Below are 25,498 nucleotides of genomic sequence, written 5' to 3'. Positions count from 1 at the left end.
ACATTCAGGCCGTCTGAAAATGCGGCAAATGCGGTGTTTCGGGAGCATAAGTCCGTGCGTAAAATCTTAAAGGCAATGCGCGGATTGATGCCCCCGTTTTCAGACGGCCTCCGGCATCAGCGGGTAACGGGAATGCTGTCGAACGAGCCGACTTTGGGCAGGTCGATGCTGATGGTTTGCGTAGTGGCAGGCGGCGCGGGATATTTCAAGGTAACGGCAGTCATTTTGCTGAGACCGGAAATATAAAGTTTCTTACCGTCGAGTGACGGAGACGCAGAAAATTTACCGTTTTCATCTTGCAGCAGGCCGACTTTCTGTGCCGATGCTTCGTCGATGTATGACAAATCGCCAAAGGTGGCTTCATAACCATCCACATAATCATACTCGCCATTAGGCTTGCGTTTCGGTTCGAACACGAATTCCACGGTCAGAATCGGGCCGACCACTTTGGCTTTGGTCAGATGCACGGTGGTTTCGTTGTAAGGCTTGGTCTGGATGGCCTGAATCGCAGAACCTTGGGCGGGCTGCGCGGCGGCTTCTTTGCGCATCAAATCTTCGCCCGACACAGCATTGCCCTGCTGCGGGTCGGCAGCAGGTTGGGCGGTGGCCGCTTGGTCAGCGGCGGGCTGGTTTTGCTCCGCAGCGGCGGGCTGCGCGGGTGCTTGTTCTTTTTGGCAGGCACTCAAACCGATGAGGGCGGTGGCAATCAGGGCGAAGGTCATTGAATGTTTCATGGGTTTTCCTTTTCGGGCAAAGGTTTATAGAAAATATCCAATCGTAATTTAGACCAATAACTGCTGCGAAAGTTTCATGCCGTCTGAAAATGGCGGTTCAGACTGCTGCCCGGATTTGGATGAGAATATGCTTTTACTTTTTCGGGTAAAACGTTACCAAACTTTCCCCCTGCGGCAAAACCGGTTTCTTCACCGCGTGGCCGTACACCGTTTCCAGCGTGATGTTCAGACGGCCTTCTCCGGCAAAAATGCGGTTGACGAAATCTTGTGCGGCTTGCGGTTTTTCGCATTGCAGCGCGTTCCAGATTCCCAAAATTTCCATGTCCTGCCAAAAGGTTGCTGCTTGGCGGTAGCTTAATTCGAGCTTGGCGGTGTCCGTTACGGGGTCGTAAAAACCGTTGTCGGCGAGCATGTCGCCGAGGTCGTGCATATCGATGAGTGTGAGGGCTTCGCAGTTTATGCCGTGGCTTTTCAGACGGCCTCTCAGTTCCTCCAGCGTGTCGCGGCCGAAGTGGGTGAAAAACAACAGACCGTCGGTTTTCAAGGCGTGCGCCCAGTTTCGGAACACGGGCGGCAGCGCGTCGGCGGTGATCAGGCTCAAATTTGCCCACAGCATATCGGCGGCGGCTTCAGGCAGCGGCACGCTCAGGCTTTGGCAGTGCTGAGGGATGCTTTTACCGGTGAGCTTTTGCCAGAACCCGCTTTTGCGTGCGGCAGAGGCCGTCTGAAGAAATTCGGCGCGCGGGTCGTATTCGCTGAAAGATGCTTGGGGATAACGTGCGGCCAAAAGGCTGCGGCTGATGTCGTTGTCCGCCCCTGCCAGCAGGATGTGTTGCGGCGCATTGCGCACGAGTTGCAGCCGCTCGTCGGTCTGTTCGGCAAGGTGGCGGTGGATTTGCCAGCGTGGGTCTTGATTCATTTTTCAGACGGCCTCGACAAAGGTTTGATACACATCGGCAAACTCACCGGCATGGCTGAGAAACGGCGCATGGGCGGCTTTTTCCATCAGGTGCAGGCGGCTGTCGGACAGATGGCGGCGCAGATATTCGCCCATGCGCGGCGGCGTGATGGCGTCTTTTTGGCCGAACACGAGCAATACGGGCTGGCGAATCTGCGCCAAAAAAGGCCGCGCGTCGGCACGGTTGACCGCATCCAGCGCGGATTGCAAGGCTTGTGGCACGCCGTGGCGGATTAAGTCGGGCAGGACTTTGTGCAAAACCGTGTCGGCGTTTTGTGTGTTTAGTAATTGTAATTGTAGAAACTGTTTGATATGTTTGGCATAATCCTGCTGAAACGCACCGACCATTTTCGCCAAAGCCGAATTGCTCAGGCCTTCGGGGTAATCGGGTGCGGCGGTGAATTTGGCGAAGCTCGCGGTCAGACACAGCGATTTCACTTTTTCAGGATGGCGTGCAGCCAGATAAAGCGCGACGAGACCGCCGAGCGACCAGCCGAGAATGTGCGCCGGTTCGCCGATTTGCGCGGCGTAACGGTCGGCAACGGCGGCAATGTCGAAAGGTTCGTCAAGCGGGGCATCGCCGTGGCCGGGCAGGTTCGGCGCGTGAATGTCCCAATCGTGCGGTAGGCGCGGAATGAAATCGTCGAAAACATGGCGGTTGGCCGCCCAACCGTGAATCAGATAAATTTTTTTCGCAGAGTGTGGCATGGATTTTCTTTCTTTTTGGCGCAGGCTGAAACCGTCGCCGCCGTTACGCGCCCGTCGTTGCGTATTATGCCACGATTCGGTTTCAGACGGCCTGTGTGCAGGCTGTTCGGATGATGTGGCCGAAGCGTTCACCGACGCGGCAAACAGCTGCCCTTTGTGTTTCCGACACATGGCGGGCGGCGCGGTGTGCGGCCAATGCCAGAAAAAGCCGCCGAAGTTTGAGCGGCTGTGGGCTTCGGTGTATTATGAGCCGCCGGTCAGCGGCATGATCCACCATTTCAAGCATTTGGGCGATTTGAGTATGCGGCTGCCTTTGGCGGATTTGATGTGCCGCCACGCGCCCGACTGGTTGGACGCAGCCGGGATTGATTTTGTGCTGCCCGTGCCTTTGAGCAAAGCGCGGCGGCTGTACCGCGGTTTCAACCAAAGCGAAGAACTGGCGGACATCTTGGCGCAGCGTTACGGCTGGCAGGTGTTGCCGCGCCAATGGATAGAACGTGCGCACACACCGCCGCAAAGCACACTCAAAAGCAGCGGACGCTTACGCAATGTGAAGAACATTTTCAAATTAAACAATCCCTTGCCTGAAAATTGTAAGATATTGTTAATCGATGATGTCGTGACCACCGGCGCAACCTTGGACGAGTTGGCGCAAACGCTCAAGGCATCGGGCGCAGGTGCGGTTTACTGCTGGTGTCTGTCGCGTTCCCGATTGAAAAGATAGCTAAAATTTTTGACACCGCCGCGATGCTGTGGCATTTTACCCGATTGCTAAGTGACTGATTTATATGTTTACTATTGTTTTGTACCAACCTGAAATCCCCCCGAACACGGGCAATATCATCCGATTGTGCGCCAATACCGGCGCGGAATTGCACTTAGTCAAACCGCTCGGATTCCCGCTCGATTCCGCCAAAATGAAGCGCGCGGGTTTGGATTATCATGAGTTTGCAAAACTGACGGTGCACGAGGATTTCGCAGCGTGCCTGAAAGCACTTGAAGGCCGCCGTATTTTCGCGCTGACCACCAAAGGCACGACCCGCCCCGACAAAGCGGCTTTTCAGCCCGGCGACGTGTTTTTGTTCGGCCCCGAAACGCGCGGCCTGCCCGCCGAAATCCTCGACAGCCTGCCGGCCGGCCAAAAGCTCCGCCTGCCGATGCTGCCCGACAGCCGCAGCATGAACCTGTCGAACACCGTCGCCGTGATGCTGTTCGAAGCATGGCGGCAAAACGATTATCAGGGCGGCAGCTGATACAGGCCGTCTGAAAAGTTGTTCCTTAAGTGCCGCCTTGTCCGGCACGCTGCGTGATTAACTCAAGAACGGAATTTGTTTTGACTTTAAGCAAAAATACTTTATCCGCTGTGCTGGCGGCAGTTGCCGTCGGCATGTTTTCCACCGGTTCGGCTTCGGCCGCGACGGCCAAAGGCGCCGCGTTCGCCAAGCAGGCCAACAAAATCACCGTTACCCAGCAAGACACCGTTGTACGCGCCGAGAAGCTGCATCCGTCAGCCAACCGCAGCTACAAAGTCGCGGGTAAACGCTACCAGCCGCTGACCAAAGTTTCGTCGTTCACCCAAAGCGGCAATGCGTCATGGTACGGCGGTAAATTCCACGGCCGCAAAACCGCCAGCGGCGAGCGTTACAATATGCACGCCATGACCGCCGCCCACCGCACCCTGCCGATTCCGAGCTATGCCAAAGTCACCAACACACGCAACGGCAAAAGCGTGATTGTGCGCGTCAACGACCGCGGCCCGTTCCACGGCAACCGCGTGATGGATTTGTCCAAAGCCGCCGCGCAGAAACTCGGTTTCATCAACCAAGGCACCGCCCATGTGAAAATCGAACAGATTGTGCCGGGCGTGAAAGCGCAACAGGCTGCCGCGGCGAGCGCATTGCCGGCACGCGAAATTTACGTCGATTTGAAAGCCTTCGGCACCGAGCGTGACGCGCAAGCCTATATCGGCCGTATGGAACAACTGGCTTCGTCCCAAACCGCGCCGAAACTGGCGGTTGAAAAACGCAGCCACGAATACGTTGTCCGCATGGGGCCGTTTGCCGCGCAGGAGCGTGCGGACGAAGCCGAAGCCCGGATCCGCAGCATCATGGCATTCAGCAACGTCGATTCGACGATTTGATTTTTCAGACGGCCTGTCTTCGCGACAAGGCCGTTTTGTTTTGGAATGTTTTATGCTGTCGTTCAGTATCTACCATATGACTTTGGCGGAATTCGAAGCCTTGGGCGGGCAATTCTGCCGGCAGGAAATCAGCCCGCTGCATTATCAGAACGAGCTGGCGCGGAGGCTGGTGGTTTCCGGTTTCGATAGCGATACGGCGCAATACATCGTCGGATTGCAGCGGCAGGGCAAAGCCGACACCGTTTCCCGGCCGAATCCGTGGACAACTTATCTGGGCATCCGCGCCGCTTTGCTGCACGGCAAACTGACCGAGCGCGTGGATGATGTCGAAAGCAGGTTGCTGCGCGACATCCGCAAAGTCGGCAAGCCGCTGCTCAAGCAATTGGCAAGCCAGCCGGAGCAGGAGTTGGCGGTGGTGCTGACGGAAGAAAATTAAAAGGCAAACTTGGTATGGCGAACCAAAATAAGCAATCTTACAGTCGCTTGGAATAGAAATAAGGCAAGGCGACAGCGACCGCCGTGTACACCCGGTACGTAAGAGCCGGCAACGCTGTATGATTTCTAATTTAAACGACCATACTTCGTTGGCTGAGCCTTGCCGCCTTATATCTTTCTTATTTTATTTCACTATATAATAGGCCGTCTGAAAACCTGAACGTTTTTCAGACGGCCTTTCCATTTACCCAGAGCCTCCCAACATGATCAGCAGACTGACCGGAAAACTCATCGAAAAAATGCCGCCGCAAATCGTGATTGATGTCGGCGGCGTCGGCTACGAAGTCGATGTGTCCATGCAAACCTTCTACAACCTGCCCGCGCTCAACGAAACCGTGCAGCTTTACACGCATCTGGTGGTGCGTGAAGATGCGCATTTACTGTTTGGCTTTGCCACCGCCGCCGAACGTGCCACCTTCCGCCAGCTGGTCAAGGTAAGCGGCATCGGCGCAAAAACCGCCTTGGGCATCTTATCGGCCATGAATGCGGACGAACTGGCGCAGGCCATCGCCGAAGAAGACGTGAAACGCCTGTCTTCCGCACCCGGCATCGGCAAAAAAACCGCCGAGCGCATGGTGCTGGAGCTGCGCGGCAAACTTGTGCCGCAAAACGTTTCAGACGGCCTGTCCGCCCCTGCACCGGCGGCGGACGAAACCGACGACATCGTCAGCACGCTGCTGGCTCTGGGCTACAACGAGCGCGAAGCCAAAGCCGCCGTGAAAGGGATTCCGAAAGGTACCGATGTCGGCGAAGGCGTGCGCTTGGCGTTGAAGAATTTGTTGAAGTAATGTCGGGCCGTCTGAAAACCAACGCTTTTCAGACGGCCCCAACCGCTTATCGGAACAAACCATGAAACCGATCTTATTGATTCCGTTTTTCCTGCTCGGCGGCTGTGTGTACAGCGAAACGCCCTACGGACGCACCGCCGTCATCGATTTGCCGAGCCGCTCGGAAACGGTTATCCACAAAACCGTCAACGTCAACGCGCCGCCGGGGACGACGGTGATTTATCAGGACAGCACGCCGGTGGGCTATCCGGCCGGTTATCCCGTTTCGCCGCGTTACCGCCACCGCTACCGTTATTGAGCGGGCAAAAGGTTTCAGACGGCCCGACGGTTTCGGCGGCAGCCGTTTTACGGCAATGCTGTTTGCAGACGGATTGGCGCGGGCACGGGGCCGTCTGAAACGGCGGTGGCGGCAAACCTGCCGTTAATATTCGCCTTGCCCTTGTTTTTCCAGTAAAATTACCCATATCGGTTTCACAAACTCGTTTTCAAAACATTTCAGACGGCCTGTCGTGTAACAAGGCCGTCTGAAACATTTCAACTTTTCAAAATTTATAACGAAATGATTAATAAGATATTTTCATGGTTCGAGTCGCGCGTCGATCCTTATCCCGACACGGCTCCGGCAACCCCCGAAAAAGGGTTGTGGCGTTTCCTGTGGAGCAATATGGAAGGCGTGCGCGGCTGGCTGCTGGCATTGTCCGTAGCCGCGGCGGGCGTGGGCATCATGGAAGCCTTGGTGTTCCAGTTTATGGGCAAAATCGTCGATTGGCTCGGCCAATACACGCCCGCGACGCTGATGGCGGAAAAAGGCTGGGAACTGGGCGGTATGCTGGCGGTGATGGCGATGCTGGTGTTGTGGCAGTACGTCGGCAGCAACATCCGCCTGCAAACGCTGCAAGGCGTGTTTCCGATGCGGCTGCGCTGGAATTTCCACCGCCTGATGCTCAACCAGAGCCTCGGTTTCTACCAAGACGAATTTGCCGGACGCGTGTCGGCCAAAGTGATGCAGACGGCCTTGGCCGTGCGCGATGTGGTGATGACGATGGCCGAAATGGTGGTGTACGTTTTGGTGTATTTCATCACGTCGGGCACGATTTTGCTGGCGTTGGATGCTTGGCTGCTGCTGCCTTTCGTGTTGTGGGTAATTGCGTTCGGCACGGTTATGCGCGTGCTGATACCCAAGCTCGGCAAAACGGCGCAGCGTCAGGCCGATGCGCGCAGCCTGATGACCGGCCGCATCACCGATGCCTATTCCAACATCACCACCGTCAAACTGTTTTCCCATGGCGCGCGCGAAGCCCGTTATGCCAAACAGTCGATGGAAGAATTTATGGTTACCGTACACGCCCAAATGCGGCTGGCCACGTTGCTGCACACTTCGAGCGCGCTGGTGAATACAGGGCTGACCGTGTTCACGGCCGCGCTCGGCATTTGGCTGTGGCATACCGGCCAAGTGGGCGTGGGTGCAGTGGCCACCGCCACGGCGATGGCTTTGCGCGTCAACGGTTTGTCGCAATTCATCATGTGGGAGTCTGCCCGCCTGTTTGAAAATATCGGGACGGTCAACGACGGCATGGCCACGCTTTCCAAACCGCAAACCATTCTCGACAAACCCGCCGCGCTGCCTTTGGCCGTCAATCACGGCGAAATCCAGTTCAGCCACGTCGATTTTTCCTATGAAGCGGGCAAACCCCTGCTCAACGGCTTCAACCTGAAAATCAAAGCGGGCGAAAAAGTCGGCTTAATCGGCCGCAGCGGTGCGGGCAAGTCCACCATCGTGAACCTGCTGCTGCGTTTTTACGAACCGCAAAGCGGCACGATTACCATCGACGGGCAAAACGTGAACGACGTCACACAAGAATCGCTGCGCGCCCAAATCGGTTTGGTCACGCAGGATACCAGCCTGCTGCACCGCTCCGTGCGCGACAATATTGTTTATGGCCGTCCCGATGCCACCGAAGCCGATATGGTTCAGGCCGCCGAACGTGCCGAAGCCGCCGATTTCATTCCCAACCTTTCCGATGCGAAAGGGCGGCGCGGCTACGATGCCCACGTCGGCGAACGCGGCGTGAAACTCTCCGGCGGCCAACGCCAGCGCATCGCCATCGCCCGCGTGATGCTCAAAGACGCGCCGATTCTGCTCTTGGACGAAGCCACCAGCGCGCTGGATTCGGAAGTCGAAGTCGCGATTCAGGAGAGCCTCGACAAAATGATGGAAAACAAAACCGTCATCGCCATCGCCCACCGCCTGTCCACCATCGCCGCGATGGACAGACTCATCGTTCTCGACAAAGGCCGCATCATCGAAGAAGGCACGCACGCCGAGCTGCTGGAGAAAAACGGTCTGTACGCCAAACTGTGGGCGCACCAAAGCGGCGGTTTTTTGCCCGAGCACATTGAACATTGAATCATAGTTGACAAGATGTATTAGCCGTTTCCTGTGGATTGGTAGCGAACAGCAAAGGTCGTCTGAAAAAACAGTTTTCAGACGGCCTTTTTTAGTAAAGTGGTAGGTTGGGTGGTAAACCCAATATTTCAGGGAGACTTTATAGGATTTTGTTGGGTTTATAACCCAATCTACGGTTTTTAGTGGTGGCATTAGGCGATAGCGAAGGGACGTACAATATTGCCTTTGTATTCTGTTCTACCCCGGTATGCAGAGGCAATGTTTAGGCCGTCTGAAAACAGAAAATTGTTTTCAGACGGCCTTTTGAGTCAATGCCGAACCGTTTTAAATCCGTTTCGCCAATGCTTCCGCTTTGCCCACATACAGGGCAGGGGTCAGAGCCAGCAGTTGCGCTTTGGCTTCGCTTGGGATTTCCAGCGATTCGACAAACACTTTCAGCACTTCGGGCGTGATGCCGTCTTTGCCGCGGGTGAGGTCTTTCAGTTTTTCATACGGGTTGGCGACACCGTAGCGGCGCATTACGGTTTGGATGGGTTCGGCCAAAAGTTCCCAGGTGGCGTCCAAATCGGCGGCGAGCGCGGCTGGATTGGCTTCCAGCTTGCCCAAACCGCGCAGGTGGGCGGCGAAACCGAGTACGGCATAGCCCACGCCCACGCCCATGTTGCGCAGCACGGTGCTGTCGGTCAGGTCGCGCTGCCAGCGGGAAACGGGCAGTTTTTCGGCCAAAAAGCCCAACACGGCGTTGGCCATGCCCAAGTTGCCTTCGGAGTTTTCAAAGTCGATCGGGTTGACTTTGTGCGGCATGGTGGAGCTGCCGACTTCGCCGGCTTTGACTTTCTGCTTGAAGTAACCCAATGAAATATAACCCCAAACGTCGCGGTTGAAATCGATCAGAATGGTGTTCACGCGGCTGAGGGTTTGGAAAAACTCGGCCATGTAGTCGTGCGGCTCGATTTGGATGGTGTAGGGGTTGAAGGTCAGGCCGAGGCTGATTTCGACGAAGTTGCGGCAATGCGTTTCCCAATCGACATCGGGATAGGCCACCATGTGCGCGTTGTAGTTGCCGACCGCGCCGTTGATTTTGCCCAAAAATTCCTGTGCTTGCAGATGCTTGGCTTGGCGTTGCAGACGGTACACCACGTTGGCGATTTCTTTGCCAACGGTGGTCGGGGTGGCCGGCTGGCCGTGGGTGCGGCTCATCATCGGTACGGCGGCCAGTTCGTGCGCCATTTCGGTGAGTTTGGCAATGATTTCGTCCAACTTCGGCAGCAGCACGGTTTCGCGCGCTTCCTGCAACATCAGCGCGTGCGACAAATTGTTGATGTCTTCGCTGGTACAGGCAAAGTGGATGAACTCGCTTGCCGCCGCCACTTCGGGCACGCCGGAAAAACGCTCTTTCAGCCAGTATTCGATGGCTTTCACGTCGTGGTTGGTGGTGGCTTCGATGGCTTTGACCGCCGCCGCGTCTTCCAGCGAGAAACCGGTAATCACTTTGTCGATTTCGGCAATCGTGAAGTCGCTGAACGCAGGCACTTCGGCGATTTTCGGCTCGGCGGCCAAGGCTTTGAGCCATTCGAGTTCGACTTTGACACGGGCTTTCATCAGGCCGTATTCGGAAAAAATCGGGCGCAGGGCTTCGACGGATTTGGCATAGCGGCCGTCTAATGGGGAAAGGGCGGCGATGGGATTGATCATGATGGGGTTTCCTGTTGGAGAAGTTCGGAAAGGAGCCGGGCGGCAGTCTTAAGAACGGTTTTTTCAGACGGCCATTGTCCGTGAAATCGGGGGAAATTATACGTGAATTTCAAGTAAAAATCCTGATGAAAACGGAGCGGATACCGCCTGCGGCTCGGGCGCGCCCCCCGAATGATAAAGGCCTCTGCAATCCGTTTATTAATATTCCGTCACAAGCCCAGCGACCAGGTATCATTGCCCTGTTCGGACAAATCTTCCAAGCGGTTTTCGTAGTGCGCGAAAATGTATTCGACGATTTCGTCTTCATCGTCAATGAGTTGAATCAAATCCATGTCTTCCGGCGAAATCAGGCGGTTGCCCAAAAGCTGGTCTTTGATCCAGTCCATCAGACCCGCCCAAAAATCCTTACCGACCAGAATAATCGGGCGGTGCGGCGTTTTGCCCGTCTGAACCAGCGTCAGGCTTTCAAACAGTTCATCGAGCGTGCCGAAACCGCCGGGCATCACCACATACGCCACCGCGTGTTTCACAAACATCACTTTGCGTGGGAAAAAGTGTTGGAATTTAATCGACAAATCCTGATACGGATTGGCGTGCTGCTCGTGCGGCAACACGATATTCAGCCCCACCGCCGGACTCGCGCCGGCAAACGCGCCTTTGTTGGCCGCTTCCATAATGCCCGGCCCGCCGCCCGAAATCACCGAGAAACCGGCATCCGACAGTTTGCGCGACAGGCGTTCGGTAAAGAGATAATCCGCATGATCCGTCGGCGTGCGTGCGCTGCCGTAAATGCTCACCGCCGGCTGAATCGCCCGCAACTCCTCGCCCGACTCGACAAATTCGGAAATAATCTTCAGCACATGATACGACTCGCGCCCGTGGATTTCGCGGCGGGTTTCGTCGGTCAGCATCGGCACCGGCAGTTTTTTATGCAGCGTCATCTGGTTTCTCCTTCAACTGTTTCGACCGATTGTAACGGATTTGGCCGAAAATACAATGACGAAAGGCCGTCTGAAAATTTCAGACGGCCTTTCGTACCGGTCAGGCCAACAGCCCCAAATGGTCGCACAGTATCCACACGCCGATGGCAATCAGCACGCAGCCGCCGAACAGTTCGGCGCGTTTGCCGATGCGCGCGCCCAGCCTGCCGCCCAAACCCAAACCGACGGCGGCCATCACCGTGGTGGCCAGGCCGATGGACAACGCCGCGGCGACAATATTCATGTCCAAAAACGCCAGACCCGCGCCCACAATCATCGAATCGATGCTGGTGGCAAAAGCCGTGGCCACCGTCATCCACCAATTGTTGCCCGCAGGTTCCGCATCCTCTTCGTCTTCGCCGAACGAACCGGCAATCATCTTGCCGCCCAAAAACGACAGCAGCACAAACGCCGCCCAGTGATCCCATTCCCTGACAAACTGCTGCGCCATATGCCCGAGCGACCAGCCCAAAAGCGGCATCAGCGTCTCAATCAGACCGAAAACCAACGCCGTTTTCAACACCGCCCATCCGCGCGGCCGGTTGCACGCCGCACCGCGCACCACGGCGGCCGCAAAAGCATCCATAGACATCGCCAACTCCAAAACCATTAAGGCATAGAGACTCATGATTCGATAGTAGTTTGTTTTATAATAGCCGCATTATAGCTTTCCTGAGCGCGTTCATCGGAAATATTATCCGTCAACATTCAAAGGTTTTTCCGCGCGCATTTTTTTCATACGGCCTCAACCCCCATGCTCGACATCCTCTACCACGACCGCCACAGCATCGCCGTCAACAAACCAGCCGGAATGCTCGTCCACCGCTCATGGATTTCCAGCGGCGAAACGCGCTTCGTCATGCAGACCCTGCGCGACCAGATCGGGCAGCATGTCTATCCCGTTCACCGCCTCGACCGCCCCACCTCCGGCGCGCTGCTGTTTGCCCTGTCGCCCGAAGCCGCACGCGAACTCACGCAACAGTTCGAACAAAAAAACGTGCGCAAAACCTATTGGGCGGTGGTGCGCGGCCATCTGCCCGAACGCGGCCGCATCGACTATCCGCTCAAATACCAGCCCGACCAAATCGCCGAAAGCCGCACCGAAGCCACATTGCAGGAAGCCGTAACCGATTACCGCTGTCTGGCGCATACGGAACTCCCGTTCCAATCCGCCCTGCGCTATCCCACTTCGCGCTACTCATGGGCGGAACTCACACCGCACACCGGCCGCAAACACCAGCTCCGCCGCCACATGAAACACATCTTCCACCCCATCGTCGGCGACACCAACCACGGCGATTTGCGCCAAAACCACGCCGTTGCCGAACATTTGGGCACAAACCGCCTGATGCTGCACGCGCGGGAATTGGCGTTTGAAAGTCTGGACAACGGCGAAACGGTCAATATTACCGCCCCGACGGACGGGCAATGGGCGGTGTGGCTGGAGAAGTTTTGATTGAACGAAAGGCCGTCTGAAAACCATTTCAGACGGCCTTGTTTTATCTTTTATGCATATTTATAATGCGCGCGGGGCTGGAAACAATAAAGCCCCATTCGCAGTGGGGCTTTATTGCGAAACCGGCTCTGGAAAGGAGCGGTTTCAATATGAAACAGACCACTCGCACTGGTTGCTTCAGACTGAAACTCAGTACAGTCATTAAGATTATCTTAATGCTTGTGCTGCTCTTCAGTCAATAATTGAAGCAGCATAAACAAAAAACTTTACGTTTCCGCCTGCCGTGAAAAGCAGGCGGTTTTTTTTAAATATCGTATCCGTGATACTCAGGCCGGTTTTTGGTATGCCGGCAAACAAAAAACCATGGTATCCATCATCAGCCTTGTAGGTACGGTTCGCTTTGCCCAAGCAAAGCGTAACCGTACGAACACCGCTCGGCTAAATGACGGATTGGTTTTTTTGAATATTTCCGGGGTTTGTCATGCATCAGGCCGTCTGAAATTTTCAGACGGCCTTTCGGCTTACAAAATCGGCCGGTTACTTAATCGGCGGCGGACGAAACGCACTCGATTCCGTCGAAGCCGGTACCGACTGCGGTTCCGGCCTGTCCCTGCACAATCGCTTCGATGTCGCGCAGCGCGCCGATAACGGCGGTTTTGCCGGTGGCGCGGGCAAAGTTGACGGCGGCCTGCACTTTCGGCCCCATCGAGCCGCCGGCAAAAGCGATTTTTTCGATTTCGCCGGCGTTGGCCGTGCGCACCAAACGCTGGTTTTCCGTGCCCCAATCCAGGTAAACGCCGTCGATGTCGGTGGCGATGACCAGCATGTCGGCTTCGACCGACGCGGCCAGCAGCGCGGTGGCCAAATCTTTGTCGATAACCGCTTCGGCACCGCACAGCCTGCCCGTTTCGTCATAGTAAGTCGGAATCCCGCCGCCGCCGGCGCAAATCAGGATGTAGTCGTGTTCAATCAGGGTTTTCAAGGGCTTCAGGCCGAAAATGCGCGTGGGCAGCGGGCTGGGGACGACGCGGCGGTATTTGTCGTTGTCTTTGGCCATCGTCCAGCCTTTTTCGGCGGCAACGGCGTCGGCCTCTTCTTTGGTGTACACGGGGCCTACGGGTTTGCTGGGTTTTTGGAACGCCGGGTCTTTCGGGTCGACTTCGGTCTGGGTCAGCACGGTGGTCAACGAGGCTTCTTTGGGCACGAAATTGGCCAGTTCCTGCTGAATCATATAGCCGATCATGCCGACGGATTCTGCGCCCAAAACGTCCAAGGGATACATCGGCACGTCCTTATAGGCATTGCTCTGCAAGGCCATCAGGCCGACTTGCGGGCCGTTGCCGTGGGTGATGACAAGCTGGTTGCCCGGATAGATTTTGGCGATTTGTTCGCAGGCGGTACGGACATTCATGCGTTGGTTGGCGGAAGTCAGGGGTTCTCCGCGCTTGAGCAGGGCGTTGCCGCCCAATGCAATCACGATTCTCATGGTCATCTCCTTTAATCTGAAATGATGTCGGGTTTTTCAGACGGCCTTTCTGTTCAACAGGCCGTCTGAAAACCTTTCTGCGTCAAACGTCTTTACGCAAACGGGTTCTGATGCCCGACGGTTTGCCGAAGCCGTTCTCCAGCGAATAGGCTTCCTGCCCGCGCACGAATGTGGCGGTAATGCGGCAGCCGATTTCCATGCCTTCGTAGGCGCTGAATTTGTTTTTGTAGAAGAGTTTGTCGGCGGTGAGCGTGTAGCTTTGGTTGGGGTCGAGCAGCACGATGTCGGCGTCTTTGCCCAAAGCCAGCGCGCCTTTGTCGATCAGACCGAAGCGTTCGGCGGGGCGGGTGGCGAGCGCATTCATCAAGACCACGGGGCTGATGTTGCGCTGTTTGACCGCTGCGTCGAACAGCGCGTCCACGCTGTTTTGGCAGCCGGAAATGCCGCCCCATGCTTTGAAGGCGTTGGGGTCGGCTTTCAAATCAGGCGTGCAGGGCGAGTGGTCGGAACAGATGATGTCGAGTATGCCGTCTTCTACAAGCCGCCAAAGCTGCGCTTGGTGGGCGCGGTCGCGTATGGGCGGCGAACATTTGGCTTTGGGGCCGATGGCGTCCAAATCTTCGGTGGACAGGAGCAGGTAGTGTACGCAGCTTTCGCAACTGGCATCGACGCCGCGTGCTTGGGCATCCAAAACGGCTTCGACGGCTTCGGCGCAGCTGCAGTGGGCGATGTGGATGCGGCAGCCGGTCTGTTCGGCCAGATACAGCACGCGGCGAACGGCTTCGACTTCGGTGAAAACCGGGCGTGTGGCGACATAATCGCTGACCAGGGTTTTGCCTTCTGCTTTGGCTTTGCGCCCCAAACCGTCGGTGAGTGTGGCATTTTCGCAGTGCACCACCAGCAAATCGCCTGTTTCGGCCAAGACTTTCATGCCTTCGTACAGCTCGAAATCGGTCACGTTTTTAAAGTCGCCGGGCTTGTCGGAACCGCAGGTGGCGACGAAGGCTTTGAAGGCCGCCGCACCCGCTTCGGAGAGTTCTTTGAGTTTGTCGAGGTTGTGCGGCACGAGTCCGCCGAAAAAGGCGTAGTCCACATGGTTCTGCCCTTCGGCGGCGCGGCGTTTGATTTCCATCGTTTCGGCATCGATGGTGGCGGGAATGGTGTTGAGCGGCATTTCGACGTAAGATGTCGTGCCGCCTGCGGCCATGGCCTGCGTGCCGGTGAAATAGCCTTCCCATTCGGTGCGGCCGGGTTCGGAAATGTGCATATGCACATCGACCATGCCGGGCAGGACGTATTGGCCGCCCGCATCGACCGTGCGCGCGGCTTCGGCGTCGATTTCGGGGGCGATGGCGGCGATTTTGCCGTTTTTCACGGCGATGCTGCCGTGAAGCGTCTGTTCGGGCAGTACCAGCAGACCGTTTTTGATGATTAAGTCGTACATTTTTTTGCTCCTTTGTTTTTATTGCTGCGGCGGGCGGTTCGGTATTTTCAGACGGCCTGCCTGATGGATGGGGCCGTCTGAAATTTCCGCATTACAGCGCGCCGATACCGGATGCCTGCATGAAGTAAAGCGCGATGCTGGACAACAGTCCCAACAGCAGCATCAGGGGCGTGTAGAACCGCAGCCATTTGCTGTATTCCACTTTGGCAATCACCAGCGTGGCGACGAAGAAGCCGGAAGTGGGGAAGAAGATGTCGGTGAGCTGTCCGCCCCAGGCGTTGGCCGAAACCACGGCTTGTTGCGAAATGTCCAGCAGGCTCGCCAGCGGCGAAATAATCGGCATGGTCAGTACGGTCAGGGCGGTTGCACCGGGAATCAGGAAGTTGAACACCGACTGTTCCCAGAAAATCGCGATGGCGGTCATTTCGGGCGGAACGGAGCGCATCATGCCTTCCAGCCAGTACACCAGCGTATCGGTAATCACGCCTTTGTCCATTACCACGGCAATCGCCGAAGCCACGCCGCACAAGAGTGCCGCCACCATCATGTCGCGCATACCCGCGTTCACGTCGTCGCAAATCTGTTGCGCCGATTTGCCCGCTACGGCGGCGGCGGTGATGCCGATGAAGAGGAACAGGCCGCCGATGGCCGCGAAGCCCAGATTGTTTTTCAGAATCAGGAAGATGGCGACGGGGAACAACACCATGCAGGCAATACCCGCGTATTTTTGGCGTGCGCTGAACACTTGTCCCGCTTTGGCCGCGTCTTCTTCGGCAATGGCCGCGCGCAGCACCTGGTCGGTGTCGTAGGTCAGGCTCGCTTCGGGATTGCGTTTCACCTTAACCGCGTAACGCATCACATACAGGACGGTAATCAGCACCACCGCTGCCAGCACCACCGCACGGAAAGCCGAACCGGAAAACATCGGCAGTTGCGCAATCTGCTGCCCCATGCCGACCGAACCGGGAATGGTCAGGCCGAAAGTGAAGCCCATACAGGGACCCAGCAGCGACACGGCGGTGGCCGTCATGCCGTCGTAGCCCAGCCGGTAAAACAGCGGCAGCAGCACGGGCAGATAGGCCAGCGACAGCTCGGGTACGCCGATAAACGCCGCCAGTCCGGAGAAGATGGCAATCAGAATCGGGATGACCAGAATGTCTTTGCCGCCGACGGCCGTACTCAGTTTCTGCACGCCCATGTCGATCAGTCCGGCGCGTTTAATCAAGCCCATGCAGCCGCCGACCATAAAGGTCAGGAACACGATGCCCGCCGCGCGCTGCAAACCGTCGGGAATGGCCGTTACCAAATCCATAAAGCCCACCGGCTTCTGTTCGACGGTATGGTAAGTCCCCGCCACCACCAGTTTTTGCGTACCGTGGGCGGTTTCCACCACCTGACGTTCGTATTCGCCGGCCGGCACGATGTAGGTCAGTGCGGCCGCCACCAGAATAAAGACTGCCAATACAATATAAATATCCGGCATCTTGAAAGATTTTTTCGGTTTTTGCGTATCCATTACACAACTCCTTCAATCTTGTCGTTCGGAACAGCCGCCGGGCGGCTGCCGCTGTCCCTTTCGGTAAACCCTTTGCCGTCGGGCATGAATGTCCGACCTACGACTATTCCCGTCATTAGAGATTTTTGAAAATTTTCGGGTTTTGCAAAGGTCTCAGGTGTAAGAAATAACCGGGTTGTTTACACAACAGGTTGAGAAAAATAATCCTCCAAAGTCTCAAAAGGCGTCCTGCCTTTCAAGCTGCCGTGCGGCTTGACCGTATTGTAGAAATTCACAAAGCGGCACAATTCCCTGCGCCGGTGTTGCGCATCGTCAAATGTCTGCTTATCGTGCCACATCTCCATCAGCGTCCGAATCACCCGTTCCGCTTTGCCGTTGGTCTGCGGACGCGCAATACGGGTAAACTTCTGCACGATGTTGTTGCGGCAGCAGGCAGCGCCAAACGGGTGGGATGCATTGCCTTTGTATTCCACTCCGTTATCCGAGTATGCGCATTCGACGGTGTACGGGCAGCAGTCAATCACATCCCTCAACAGAAACTTGGCGGCACTGGCAGCCGTACGGTCGGGCAAGATGGCTGCGTACAGTTCGCGGGAGTAGTCGTCGATGGCGACAAACAGGTATTCGAACGGGTCGGCAACGCTTTGGTTTTTCAGCCGCGGCAACCGTTTGGTATCGAAATGCACCATTTCGCCGGGATAGGATTTGTTGTAGCGTTTAGCCTGTTTTTTGAGCTTTTCTTCGATGGCTTTTTCAACCTTAGCCAAACGTTTCATCCCGTATTTTGCTTGTTTGAACCGGTTGTTGGTACTGTTTTGCGGTGTGAGCAGCTGCAGCCGTGCGGCTTTGAGGATACGGTAGATGGTTACTCTGCTGACTTGGTATTGCCGGGCAAGTGAAGTAACGGTAATTTTATCCTGTGTATAGGCGCGCCAAACGGCTTGACGTTGGTGCGGTGTAAGTCGGGTATTTTTGTGGATGTTCATGGCAGTATTGTCTTTCAAATACTGTAAACAACGCTAGCTTTTCTTACATCTCAGGCCGTCTGAAAAACATCTTCCCGTTTCAGACGGCCTTCACCGTCCTCAACGCTTTCCCTTAAAACCCGCACCCGCTTCGGTCAGTCCACGCCGACCACCGCCGCCAGCAACGCCATGCGCACGGCAACCGAGAAGCCGATGGCGCGGAAGTAGAGCTGGTGTTCGGTGTTGTCGATGCCGAAGTCGAACTCGCCCGGGTTGCGCGGCAGCGAATGGTGTACGCCCACCGTTTTGCCGTTTTTCTCTTTGATGCGTTTGAGCGTATCCAGAGAAATGTAGTAGTTGGCCATTTTTTTCATGAAGTCTTCGCGGTTGGGGTCGTCTTTTTTCACCGAACAGCCGGGCAGATAAATCAGGTCGATGTTGTTTTCGGCGTAGAGTTCTTCGTTTTGCTTTTCAGTCAAATCGAAATGCTCTTCGAAATGCGCGCCCATCGCCGTGAGCTTGTTGCGCACCACTTCGGGCGTACGCAGTTCGCTCGTGCCGGTATAGATGATTTTCGCGCCCATCGAAGCCAGTGCCAGCGCAAACGACTGGCCGGAACGCGCCCGCGACAGGTCGGGGGTGGCGATGGCGACGGTGGCGTTGCGCAAATCGCCGAACGCGCGCCAGCAGGTGTAGCAGTCGAGCAGGCCTTGGGTCGGGTGGGTAACGTGGCCGTAGCCGCCCGAAATCACCGGCGACGCGTAGCCCGCCAGTTCGTCAATCGCGCCCAAGGCTTCTTTGTCGTCGGGATGGCGCATCACGATCACGTCGGCGTATTCGGAAGTCACGCGCAGGGTGTCGTACAGGCTTTCGTTTTTCGCCACCGCCGCGTTGTGCTGCGGATCGGATTCGGTAATCACGCCGCCGCCCAAACGCAGCATGGCGTTTTCATGGCTGCAACGGGTGCGGGTGGACGGTTGGAAAAACAGGGTGTAAAGCACTTTTCCCTGAAGCAGGTTCAGGCCGGTGCGCAAAAACGGTTCCATCATTTGCGCCGCTTCAAACAGCGATACGATTTCTTCGCGTTTGAAATCATCCAGAAACGTGATGTTTTTGCCGCGCATATGGGTGGCAGCCAATGCTTCGCGGATGTCCAAAGTTCTAAAATTTTGATCTAAAGCCATGATAATTACTCCTTATTTTGAAGAGGAGGCCGTCTGAAAAACTGCGGCGACATTCAGGCGGTCATGCGGTTTGAATCGGGAAATCAAATGTCCACATCCCTGTGGCAGTCTTTGGAATAAATGTAGGTAAACGGGCCGCGGCCTACCGCGTAAGAAGCCTGTTTGCAGTACGGGCCGAACCAGATGAAGTCTTCTTCTTTAATGAGATACCACTCGTCGTCCAAGCGGTAACAGCCCTGTCCTTCATACACATACGCGCCGTGTTCCTGCACATGGGTTTCGACGATGTTGTGGCTTGCGCCCGGGTCGAAACTCAAAACGTGCATGTTCATGTCGAAGTTCTGTTCCACCGGCAACAAGTCTTTGATGTGGACGTTGGCCATGCCGTCGTAATCCGCCCACTCGATGTCGTGTACATTACCGAAGACCGCATAAGGCTTCAGCCCTGCCGGATGCTCGATGTAACGTTGTTTGTATAAAAGGATGCGGCCTGTTTTGTGATTGGCGTTTTCAAAACGGATGCCCGCGCCCGGCGGCGCATAGGCATAACCGCCCTGTTTCAGCACGCGGCTCTCGCCGCCGACGGTAACGTTCAATTCGGCTTCGCCGTCGAGCAGGTACACAAACGCTTCTTCGTGCGGCTTCGCACCGTAAGCCAAAGTGGTTTTGGCGTTTTCGCCCAACGTGCCGATGAGCTGCACGAAACTCGCCCCCATTTTCGGCGTGGCCAGAATCGTCATCAGGCAGTCTTCGATGCCGGGAATCACGTTGATGACCCGGCCCTGCGGCGTAATCACGGCGTAATTCCCGTGTTTGACGACCGAACGGTTTTGTAAAATATCTTGAGGATAACCCGGCATTTTCATTCTCCTTTCAAGCAACAACCCTTTGTTGTCAGGGACATACTACCGCCGAACACGCCGCACACCTCTAGCCGCTTGTGACAAAGGACTGTCTTTACGCGCCAGCCCCATATCCGCAAGGCAAAAAAAAGCCGCCTCGCGGCGGTACTGTTTTTTTCCGGCATCATGCCGATGCCTGCCGTCGGTTTTTAGACGGCCTCAAGCGGGAAAATATCCAATCTGAAATAACTATCCGATTGATATTTTTGTAAAAAATATTCCCTTGATTACCCGCTTGGCAATATTGTGTTTATGTCAAACCATTAAATTAATATTTTTAAACCAAATAAAACAAAATCCGTACAAAACAATCTTTATCTTATTGGTTCTTTTCAAAACAATAGCGAAACGCTCCGTTTCTTTTGCTATGATTTCAAAAGATATTCAATATCTTACAAACCCGTCTCCCTTACCCGTCAGGAACGTTACGCAAGGAGTATGCCATGCCGTCGAAGATGCCTTTCCCCACCAAAACCGCAGGGCACAGCGTACTGGTCAGCTGGGTCTCTTCCATCTGCCAAACTGCACGCGGTTACGGCGTTGATCCTTTTCCGGTTCTGGCAAAATGCGGTCTCGATGCCCGCCTGCTCCATATGCCCGACTCGCGCTTTCCTCTGGAAGGCGTGCGCCGTTTGTGGGAAGAACTGATTCAGGCGACCGGAGATCCCTTGTTCGGTTTGCAGGTAGGGCGGGAAATCCAAGCCTCGGCGCTGCAAGGTTTGGGCTTGGCGATGATTTCATGCGGTTCCCTCTCGGATTTGATGATGATAATGGTGCGCTACTGCCGGATTATTTCCACCACCATGCGCATCAATTTCGACCATCCGCCGGAACTCAAAGGCACCAAGCTGGTACTCAGTTCCGATCACGGTTCCGAGCACATGAATGCCGCACGGCTGGCCATATTGGCCTTTATCTACCGGCAGGCCTGCAGTTTGTCGCAGCATCCGGTGAAACCGGTCGGCGTGACGCTTTCCATGGCCGACTGCGGCGGCATCTCCCGTTTGGACGATTATTTTCAGGTTTCCGTGAACACGGGTTGCGAAAAGGATTCGATTACCTTCAGCTACGCCGACACCATCGAGCCGTATGCCGGCGCCAACCCCCGGCTGATGGACATGAGCACCTCCGTCGCCGGCCGCTATCTGAATCATCTGAACCATCTGGACATCGTTTCCCGTGCGGATACGCTGATTCAGGAGGAACTGAAAACCGGCGAACCGCGCCTGCAGGCGGTTGCCGACAAACTCCACCTGTCGCCGCGCACGCTGCAACGCCGCCTGCGCGAAAACGGCCATTCTTTCAACAGCCTGCTCGACAGCATCCGTCACGATATGGCGCACAATTTACTGATGCACAGTGATTTGAGCATTACCGAAATCGGCTTCAGGCTCGGCTTTTCCGATTTGAGCAATTTCATCCGCGCCTGCCACCGCTGGTTCGGCTGCACCCCGCTCCAGCACCGCGGCAACAGCGTGCTCATCAGCATCTGAAACGCTTTCCTTTTTCTGTTTTCAGACGGCCTCACCGCCTGTTCCCGCCCCGAGGCCGTCTGAAAACTGTCTATTGTTACCCGATTGATTTTCACGCAGATTTTTCCGCATCCCTTGGCGCAAGATAACAGGTTCTTGTCGTCTGATGACAGGATGGATGAAACCTTCCTTTATATAGTGTAGTCAGTTGAAATGACTTTTAACGTCTGCAACGTGTCCGCGTTGTTGCCTTTTCAACGACACGGTTGCTCCGACGATACCGAAAAGGAATCGCCATGCCTGCCTACATCAAAAAACTGAAGTCGATCAAACCGACCAATCCGCGCCTGAGCAACGACGACCTGCTGCCGGCCGAGAAAAATTGGAACTGGTACAACATATTTGCCTTTTGGATGTCCGACGTACACAGCGTGGGCGGCTATATCTTCGCAGGCACGCTGTTTGCCTTAGGGCTGACTTCGTGGCAAATCCTGATTACGCTGGTCGCCGGTATTTCCATCGTCATGGTATTGGCCAACCTTTTGGGCAACCCCAGTCAGGCTGCGGGCGTGCCTTATCCCGTCATTGCCCGCATGTCCTTCGGCGTTTACGGCGCCAACATTCCCGCGCTTTTGCGCGGCATCATCGCCATCGTGTGGTACGGCATCCAAACCTACCTTGCCTCCGTGGCACTGACCATCATCCTGCTCAAATTCTTCCCCGAACTGATAGCGTGGCAGGAACCGACTTTCCTGAAATTATCGTACTTGGGCTGGTTCAGCTTCTTCATCATGTGGACGGCGCAAACCGTTTTGTTCCTGCTCAAAATGAATGCCATCAAAGTATTCCTGGATTATTCGGGGCCTGCCGTATACATCGTCATGTTTCTGCTGATGCTGTGGATTGTGTACAAAGCGGGTTGGGAAAACATCAGCTTTTCGCTCTCCTCGGCCAAACTCGGCTTTTGGCAGACCCTCGGCACGATGCTGGTGGGCATGTCGCTGATTGTGAACTACTTCGCAGGCCCCACGCTCAATTTCGGCGATTTTTCCCGCTACTGCCGCAGCATGAAAGACGTGAAAATCGGCAACTTTTGGGGCTTGCCGGTCAACTTTACCGCCTTCGCACTCACCGTCGTCATCACCATCACCGGCACGCCCGTCATCTTCGGAGAAATGATTATCGACCCCTTGGGCATCGTCGCCAAAATGGACAACATCGGCATCGTGCTGCTGCTGGCGTTCACATTCGTCACCGCCACCGTCGGCACCAACATCGTCGCCAACTTTGTTTCCGCCGCCAACGACATTTCTAACCTTTACCCCGGCCGCATCAGTTGGCGCATCGGTGGCATGATTGCAGCCGTCCTGTCGGTCGTGATTACGCCGTGGAACCTCTACAACTCGCCCGAAGTCATCCACTACACCATCGACCTGCTCGCCGGCACGCTCGGCCCGATGTACGGCATCATCTTGGTCGACTATTACCTGCTGAAAAAACGCGTGATTCAGGTGGACGACCTGTTTGACGATTCGGCCGACGGAACCTATTGGTATCAAAACGGCTACAACCGCGCCGCCGTCAAAGCCATGCTGCCGTCCTCCGGCCTGGCCATCCTGATCGTCCTCATCGCCGATTTCCATCTGGCCAACCCGCTGTTTGCCGCCATCGGTACACTGGCACCTTTCTCCCTCGTCATCAGCATGGTACTGGGCGGCATCCTTTACTACCGCTTCAGCAAAAAAACGGCTCTGTCCGCCCATTAATCCCGTTTTTGAGACAGGCCGTCTGAAAACCTTTTTGGTTTTCAGACGGCCTGATATTTTGTAAAACCCGAAAATATTCAAAAATCTCTAATCCGTCATTAGAAAACGTAGGTACGGTTAGCTTTGCCCAAGCAAAGCGTAACCGTACGAGCCCCCACCCAAACCATAACAACCACCGCAAAATTTTCAGACGGCATCCAAACCATCCCCGCCCCCGCCGCCGTCCGTACGGTTACGGCGTACCGCCTAACCGTACCTACAAAAACCGATTGGTAATGGAAACACGCAAGGCCGTCTGAAAAATACCAGCTTTCAGACGGCCTTTCTGTTAAAATCCCCACCTTAAAAATTTACCTAACCTCAAGCAAAATGAACATTTTTTACGAAGAATCCGGCCAGTTCAAAGTCGCCGCCGTCGTGCAGAAAAACGACGCTACCTACCAAGTCGACACCCAACACGGCAAGCGCACGAAAGTGAAGGCGAATAATGTGTTTGCCGAGTTCGACGGCGACATGGCCGCGTTTCTCGACAAGGCGCAGGCCGAGGCGGCTGAAATCGATACGGATTTGCTGTGGGAAGTATGCGGCGCAGACGAGTTTGCCGCCGAAGCGATTGCGGAGGAATATTTCGGCCACGCCCCCTCGAAAACCGAACTGGCGGCGACCTTAATCGCGCTTTATGCCGCGCCGATGTATTTCTACAAAAAAGCCAAGGGCGTGTTTAAGGCCGCGCCGGAAGAGACCTTGAAGCAGGCTTTGGCGGCCATCGAGCGCAAAAAACAGCAGGACGCGCAGGTGGAAGCATGGGCGGCGGCGTTGCAGGCGGGGGAGATGCCGTCTGAAATCGCAGCGGACATGAAAACGATTCTGCACGCACCCGACAAGCAGGCCTTAACCTACAAAGCCTTTATCAAGGCGGCGGACGCGCTGAAAATGCAGCCTTATGATTTGGCGAAAAAAAACGGCGCGGTGGCCTCCCTGCCGCAATACCTGCTCGACGCGTTCGAAATGAAACATTATCCGCAGGGAACGGGCTTTGCCGACATTGCCGTACCGCCGCAAACCGAATTGCCGCGTGCCCAAGCGGAAGCGTTTTCGATTGACGACGACGCCACCACCGAAGTGGACGACGCGCTGAGCCTGACCGATTTGGGCAACGGCATGAAGCGCGTGGGCATCCACATCGCCGCACCTGCCCTGGCCATCGAACCGGGCAGCCCGATTGAGCAAACCGTCATGAGCCGCCAAAGCACGGCCTATTTCCCCGACGGCAAAATCACTATGCTGCCGGAAAACTGGATTGCCGCGTTCAGCTTGGACGAAGGCGCGTACCGTCCGGCGGTGAGCATTTATTTCGATGTCGATGCCGGGTTTAATTTGGTCGGCGAACCCGTGAACAAAATCGAAGCGGTGAAAATCGCCGAAAACCTGCGCATTCAGGCCATTGAGCCGCATTTCAACGCCGAAACGGGTTTGGACGCGGCAGGCGAAGCCATGTTCAACCACCATCAGGATTTGATTTGGTTTCACCAGTTTGCCGTTGCGCGCCAAAAAGCGCGCGGCAAATACGAAGAAAACCGCGTGCCGCAATACGATTACAGCGTGGAAGTGGCTTCAGACGGCCTCGTATCAGTCAGCCGCCGCGAACGCGGTTCGCCCATCGACACGCTGGTCAGCGAAATGATGATTCTGGCCAACAGCACTTGGGCGCAAATGCTCGATGAAAACGGTTTGCCGGGTCTGTTCCGCGTGCAGCCGAGCGGCAAAGTGCGCATGAGCACCAAATCCGAACCGCACATCGGCATGGGCGTGCAGCATTACGGCTGGTTCACTTCGCCGCTGCGCCGCGCCGCCGACTACATCAACCAAAAGCAGCTCATCAGCCTGATTGACGGCAACGCCGAGCCGCTGTTCGAGCAAAACGATGCCGGACTCTTCGCCGCGCTGCGCGATTTCGACACCGCCTATTCCGCCTACGCCGATTTCCAACGCGAGATGGAGGCCTACTGGAGCCTGGTGTATCTGGAACAGCAGGGCGCGCAGGAACTCGCCGCCACGGTGCTGAAAGAAGACTTGGTGCGCATCGAAGGGCTGCCGCTGGTGACGCGTGCGGTGGGGATTCCGTTTGACTTGCTGCCGAAAACGCAGGTATTGCTGAAGATTACGGGACTGGATTCGGAAAAACAGTTTATCGGCTTGAATTATGTGAAGGCGGTTGCGCCGCAGGTTTGATTGACGATAGCGGAAAGGCCGTCTGAAAAATATTTTCAGACGGCCTTTGAATTGGCATAAAGAACCTGATTGCTTACAGGCCGGCCATTCCGAACGGGGCATCATTTTTTAGAACCGTAACCCTGATTCAAAAAGGCCGTCTGAAACTTTTTCGGTTTCAGACGGCCTTG

General features: G+C 55.7%; 24 protein-coding genes. 11 read left to right on the top strand and 13 right to left on the bottom strand.

The genetic code is table 11. The features are described from left to right. Window positions 1-116: 116 nt before the first annotated feature. The 3 genes from ACM67E_RS11770 to bioH form a co-directional block, all read right to left on the bottom strand. On the bottom strand, window positions 117-734 hold the full coding sequence (locus ACM67E_RS11770) for a phosphoribosylglycinamide synthetase (RefSeq protein WP_416191623.1): 618 nt from the start codon (window positions 732-734) through the stop codon (window positions 117-119). 133 nt (window positions 735-867) lie between these two features. Then, window positions 868-1,653, bottom strand: coding sequence for a methyltransferase (locus ACM67E_RS11765; RefSeq protein WP_416191622.1), 786 nt, complete (start codon window positions 1,651-1,653; stop codon window positions 868-870). 3 nt (window positions 1,654-1,656) lie between these two features. Continuing rightward, complete coding sequence (gene bioH, locus ACM67E_RS11760) at window positions 1,657-2,400, bottom strand: pimeloyl-ACP methyl ester esterase BioH (RefSeq protein ID WP_416191621.1); 744 nt, start codon at window positions 2,398-2,400, stop codon at window positions 1,657-1,659. Here bioH and ACM67E_RS11755 point away from each other — a divergent pair. From ACM67E_RS11755 to ACM67E_RS11725, 7 genes are all read left to right on the top strand, one after another. Next, on the top strand, window positions 2,399-3,124 hold the full coding sequence (locus ACM67E_RS11755) for a ComF family protein (RefSeq protein ID WP_416191620.1): 726 nt from the start codon (window positions 2,399-2,401) through the stop codon (window positions 3,122-3,124). The two genes, bioH and ACM67E_RS11755, sit on opposite strands and share 2 nt — an antisense overlap. A gap of 64 nt (window positions 3,125-3,188) precedes the next feature. After that, complete coding sequence (trmL, locus tag ACM67E_RS11750; protein ID WP_416191619.1) at window positions 3,189-3,653, top strand: tRNA (uridine(34)/cytosine(34)/5-carboxymethylaminomethyluridine(34)-2'-O)-methyltransferase TrmL; 465 nt, start codon at window positions 3,189-3,191, stop codon at window positions 3,651-3,653. 80 nt (window positions 3,654-3,733) lie between these two features. Next, window positions 3,734-4,540: a septal ring lytic transglycosylase RlpA family protein gene (locus ACM67E_RS11745; RefSeq protein WP_416191618.1), complete on the top strand. Its 807-nt coding sequence runs from the start codon at window positions 3,734-3,736 to the stop codon at window positions 4,538-4,540. Window positions 4,541-4,592: 52 nt separating this feature from the next. Continuing rightward, the gene (locus ACM67E_RS11740) at window positions 4,593-4,976 is read left to right on the top strand and encodes a hypothetical protein (RefSeq protein WP_416191617.1); all 384 of its coding nucleotides are present in this window, start codon (window positions 4,593-4,595) and stop codon (window positions 4,974-4,976) included. Between the two features lie 262 nt (window positions 4,977-5,238). Beyond that, complete coding sequence (gene ruvA, locus ACM67E_RS11735; protein WP_416191616.1) at window positions 5,239-5,823, top strand: Holliday junction branch migration protein RuvA; 585 nt, start codon at window positions 5,239-5,241, stop codon at window positions 5,821-5,823. A 61-nt stretch (window positions 5,824-5,884) separates the two neighbouring features. Then, window positions 5,885-6,121: a methionine-binding protein gene (locus tag ACM67E_RS11730; protein ID WP_416191615.1), complete on the top strand. Its 237-nt coding sequence runs from the start codon at window positions 5,885-5,887 to the stop codon at window positions 6,119-6,121. 261 nt (window positions 6,122-6,382) lie between these two features. Further along, window positions 6,383-8,230 (top strand): ABC transporter ATP-binding protein, encoded by a 1,848-nt coding sequence (locus ACM67E_RS11725; protein ID WP_416191614.1) that lies wholly within the window; start codon window positions 6,383-6,385, stop codon window positions 8,228-8,230. Between the two features lie 324 nt (window positions 8,231-8,554). Here the strand turns inward: ACM67E_RS11725 and purB are convergent, their stop codons facing one another. The 3 genes from purB to ACM67E_RS11710 form a co-directional block, all read right to left on the bottom strand. Then, window positions 8,555-9,925 carry an adenylosuccinate lyase gene (gene purB / locus ACM67E_RS11720; protein WP_416191613.1) on the bottom strand — a complete coding sequence of 457 codons (1,371 nt, stop codon included), beginning with the start codon at window positions 9,923-9,925 and terminating at the stop codon, window positions 8,555-8,557. A gap of 209 nt (window positions 9,926-10,134) precedes the next feature. Then, window positions 10,135-10,866 (bottom strand): TIGR00730 family Rossman fold protein, encoded by a 732-nt coding sequence (locus tag ACM67E_RS11715; protein ID WP_416191612.1) that lies wholly within the window; start codon window positions 10,864-10,866, stop codon window positions 10,135-10,137. A gap of 100 nt (window positions 10,867-10,966) precedes the next feature. Next, on the bottom strand, window positions 10,967-11,533 hold the full coding sequence (locus tag ACM67E_RS11710; protein WP_416191611.1) for a manganese efflux pump MntP family protein: 567 nt from the start codon (window positions 11,531-11,533) through the stop codon (window positions 10,967-10,969). A 126-nt stretch (window positions 11,534-11,659) separates the two neighbouring features. Here ACM67E_RS11710 and truC point away from each other — a divergent pair, with 126 nt between their 5' ends. Next, window positions 11,660-12,361, top strand: coding sequence for a tRNA pseudouridine(65) synthase TruC (gene truC, locus ACM67E_RS11705; protein ID WP_416191610.1), 702 nt, complete (start codon window positions 11,660-11,662; stop codon window positions 12,359-12,361). Window positions 12,362-12,902: 541 nt separating this feature from the next. Here the strand turns inward: truC and arcC are convergent. The 6 genes from arcC to allE all read right to left on the bottom strand — a co-directional run bounded on the left by arcC (window position 12,903) and on the right by allE (window position 19,816). Continuing rightward, complete coding sequence (arcC, locus tag ACM67E_RS11700) at window positions 12,903-13,847, bottom strand: carbamate kinase (protein WP_416191609.1); 945 nt, start codon at window positions 13,845-13,847, stop codon at window positions 12,903-12,905. Window positions 13,848-13,929: 82 nt separating this feature from the next. Beyond that, window positions 13,930-15,291, bottom strand: a complete 1,362-nt coding sequence (gene allB, locus ACM67E_RS11695; RefSeq protein WP_416191608.1) for an allantoinase AllB — start codon at window positions 15,289-15,291, stop codon at window positions 13,930-13,932. 91 nt (window positions 15,292-15,382) lie between these two features. Beyond that, window positions 15,383-16,807, bottom strand: a complete 1,425-nt coding sequence (locus ACM67E_RS11690; RefSeq protein ID WP_416191607.1) for a YfcC family protein — start codon at window positions 16,805-16,807, stop codon at window positions 15,383-15,385. Window positions 16,808-16,986: 179 nt separating this feature from the next. Continuing rightward, window positions 16,987-17,793 carry an integrase core domain-containing protein gene (locus tag ACM67E_RS11685; protein WP_416190995.1) on the bottom strand — a complete coding sequence of 269 codons (807 nt, stop codon included), beginning with the start codon at window positions 17,791-17,793 and terminating at the stop codon, window positions 16,987-16,989. Window positions 17,794-17,927: 134 nt separating this feature from the next. Further along, window positions 17,928-18,956: an aspartate/ornithine carbamoyltransferase family protein gene (locus ACM67E_RS11680; RefSeq protein WP_416191606.1), complete on the bottom strand. Its 1,029-nt coding sequence runs from the start codon at window positions 18,954-18,956 to the stop codon at window positions 17,928-17,930. Between the two features lie 83 nt (window positions 18,957-19,039). Continuing rightward, entirely contained in the window at window positions 19,040-19,816 is a 777-nt protein-coding gene (gene allE / locus ACM67E_RS11675) for a (S)-ureidoglycine aminohydrolase (protein ID WP_416191605.1), read from the bottom strand. Window positions 19,817-20,301: 485 nt separating this feature from the next. Here allE and ACM67E_RS11670 point away from each other — a divergent pair, with 485 nt between their 5' ends. Next, on the top strand, window positions 20,302-21,351 hold the full coding sequence (locus ACM67E_RS11670; protein WP_416191604.1) for an AraC family transcriptional regulator ligand-binding domain-containing protein: 1,050 nt from the start codon (window positions 20,302-20,304) through the stop codon (window positions 21,349-21,351). A gap of 275 nt (window positions 21,352-21,626) precedes the next feature. Beyond that, window positions 21,627-23,096, top strand: coding sequence for an NCS1 family nucleobase:cation symporter-1 (locus tag ACM67E_RS11665; protein WP_416191603.1), 1,470 nt, complete (start codon window positions 21,627-21,629; stop codon window positions 23,094-23,096). Between the two features lie 98 nt (window positions 23,097-23,194). On the opposite strand, the gene ACM67E_RS11660 is transcribed toward ACM67E_RS11665, so the two are convergent. Next, window positions 23,195-23,437 (bottom strand): hypothetical protein, encoded by a 243-nt coding sequence (locus tag ACM67E_RS11660; protein WP_416191602.1) that lies wholly within the window; start codon window positions 23,435-23,437, stop codon window positions 23,195-23,197. A 28-nt stretch (window positions 23,438-23,465) separates the two neighbouring features. Between ACM67E_RS11660 and ACM67E_RS11655 the strand changes: the two genes are divergently transcribed. Beyond that, the gene (locus ACM67E_RS11655; protein WP_416191601.1) at window positions 23,466-25,328 is read left to right on the top strand and encodes a ribonuclease catalytic domain-containing protein; all 1,863 of its coding nucleotides are present in this window, start codon (window positions 23,466-23,468) and stop codon (window positions 25,326-25,328) included. Window positions 25,329-25,498: the final 170 nt, after the last annotated feature.

Source organism: Neisseria sp. CCUG12390, from assembly GCF_047837985.1.
Lineage (GTDB): Bacteria > Pseudomonadota > Gammaproteobacteria > Burkholderiales > Neisseriaceae > Neisseria.
Note: the sequence above shows the minus strand (reverse complement) of the source record. Positions and strands in the feature narration are given on the sequence as shown.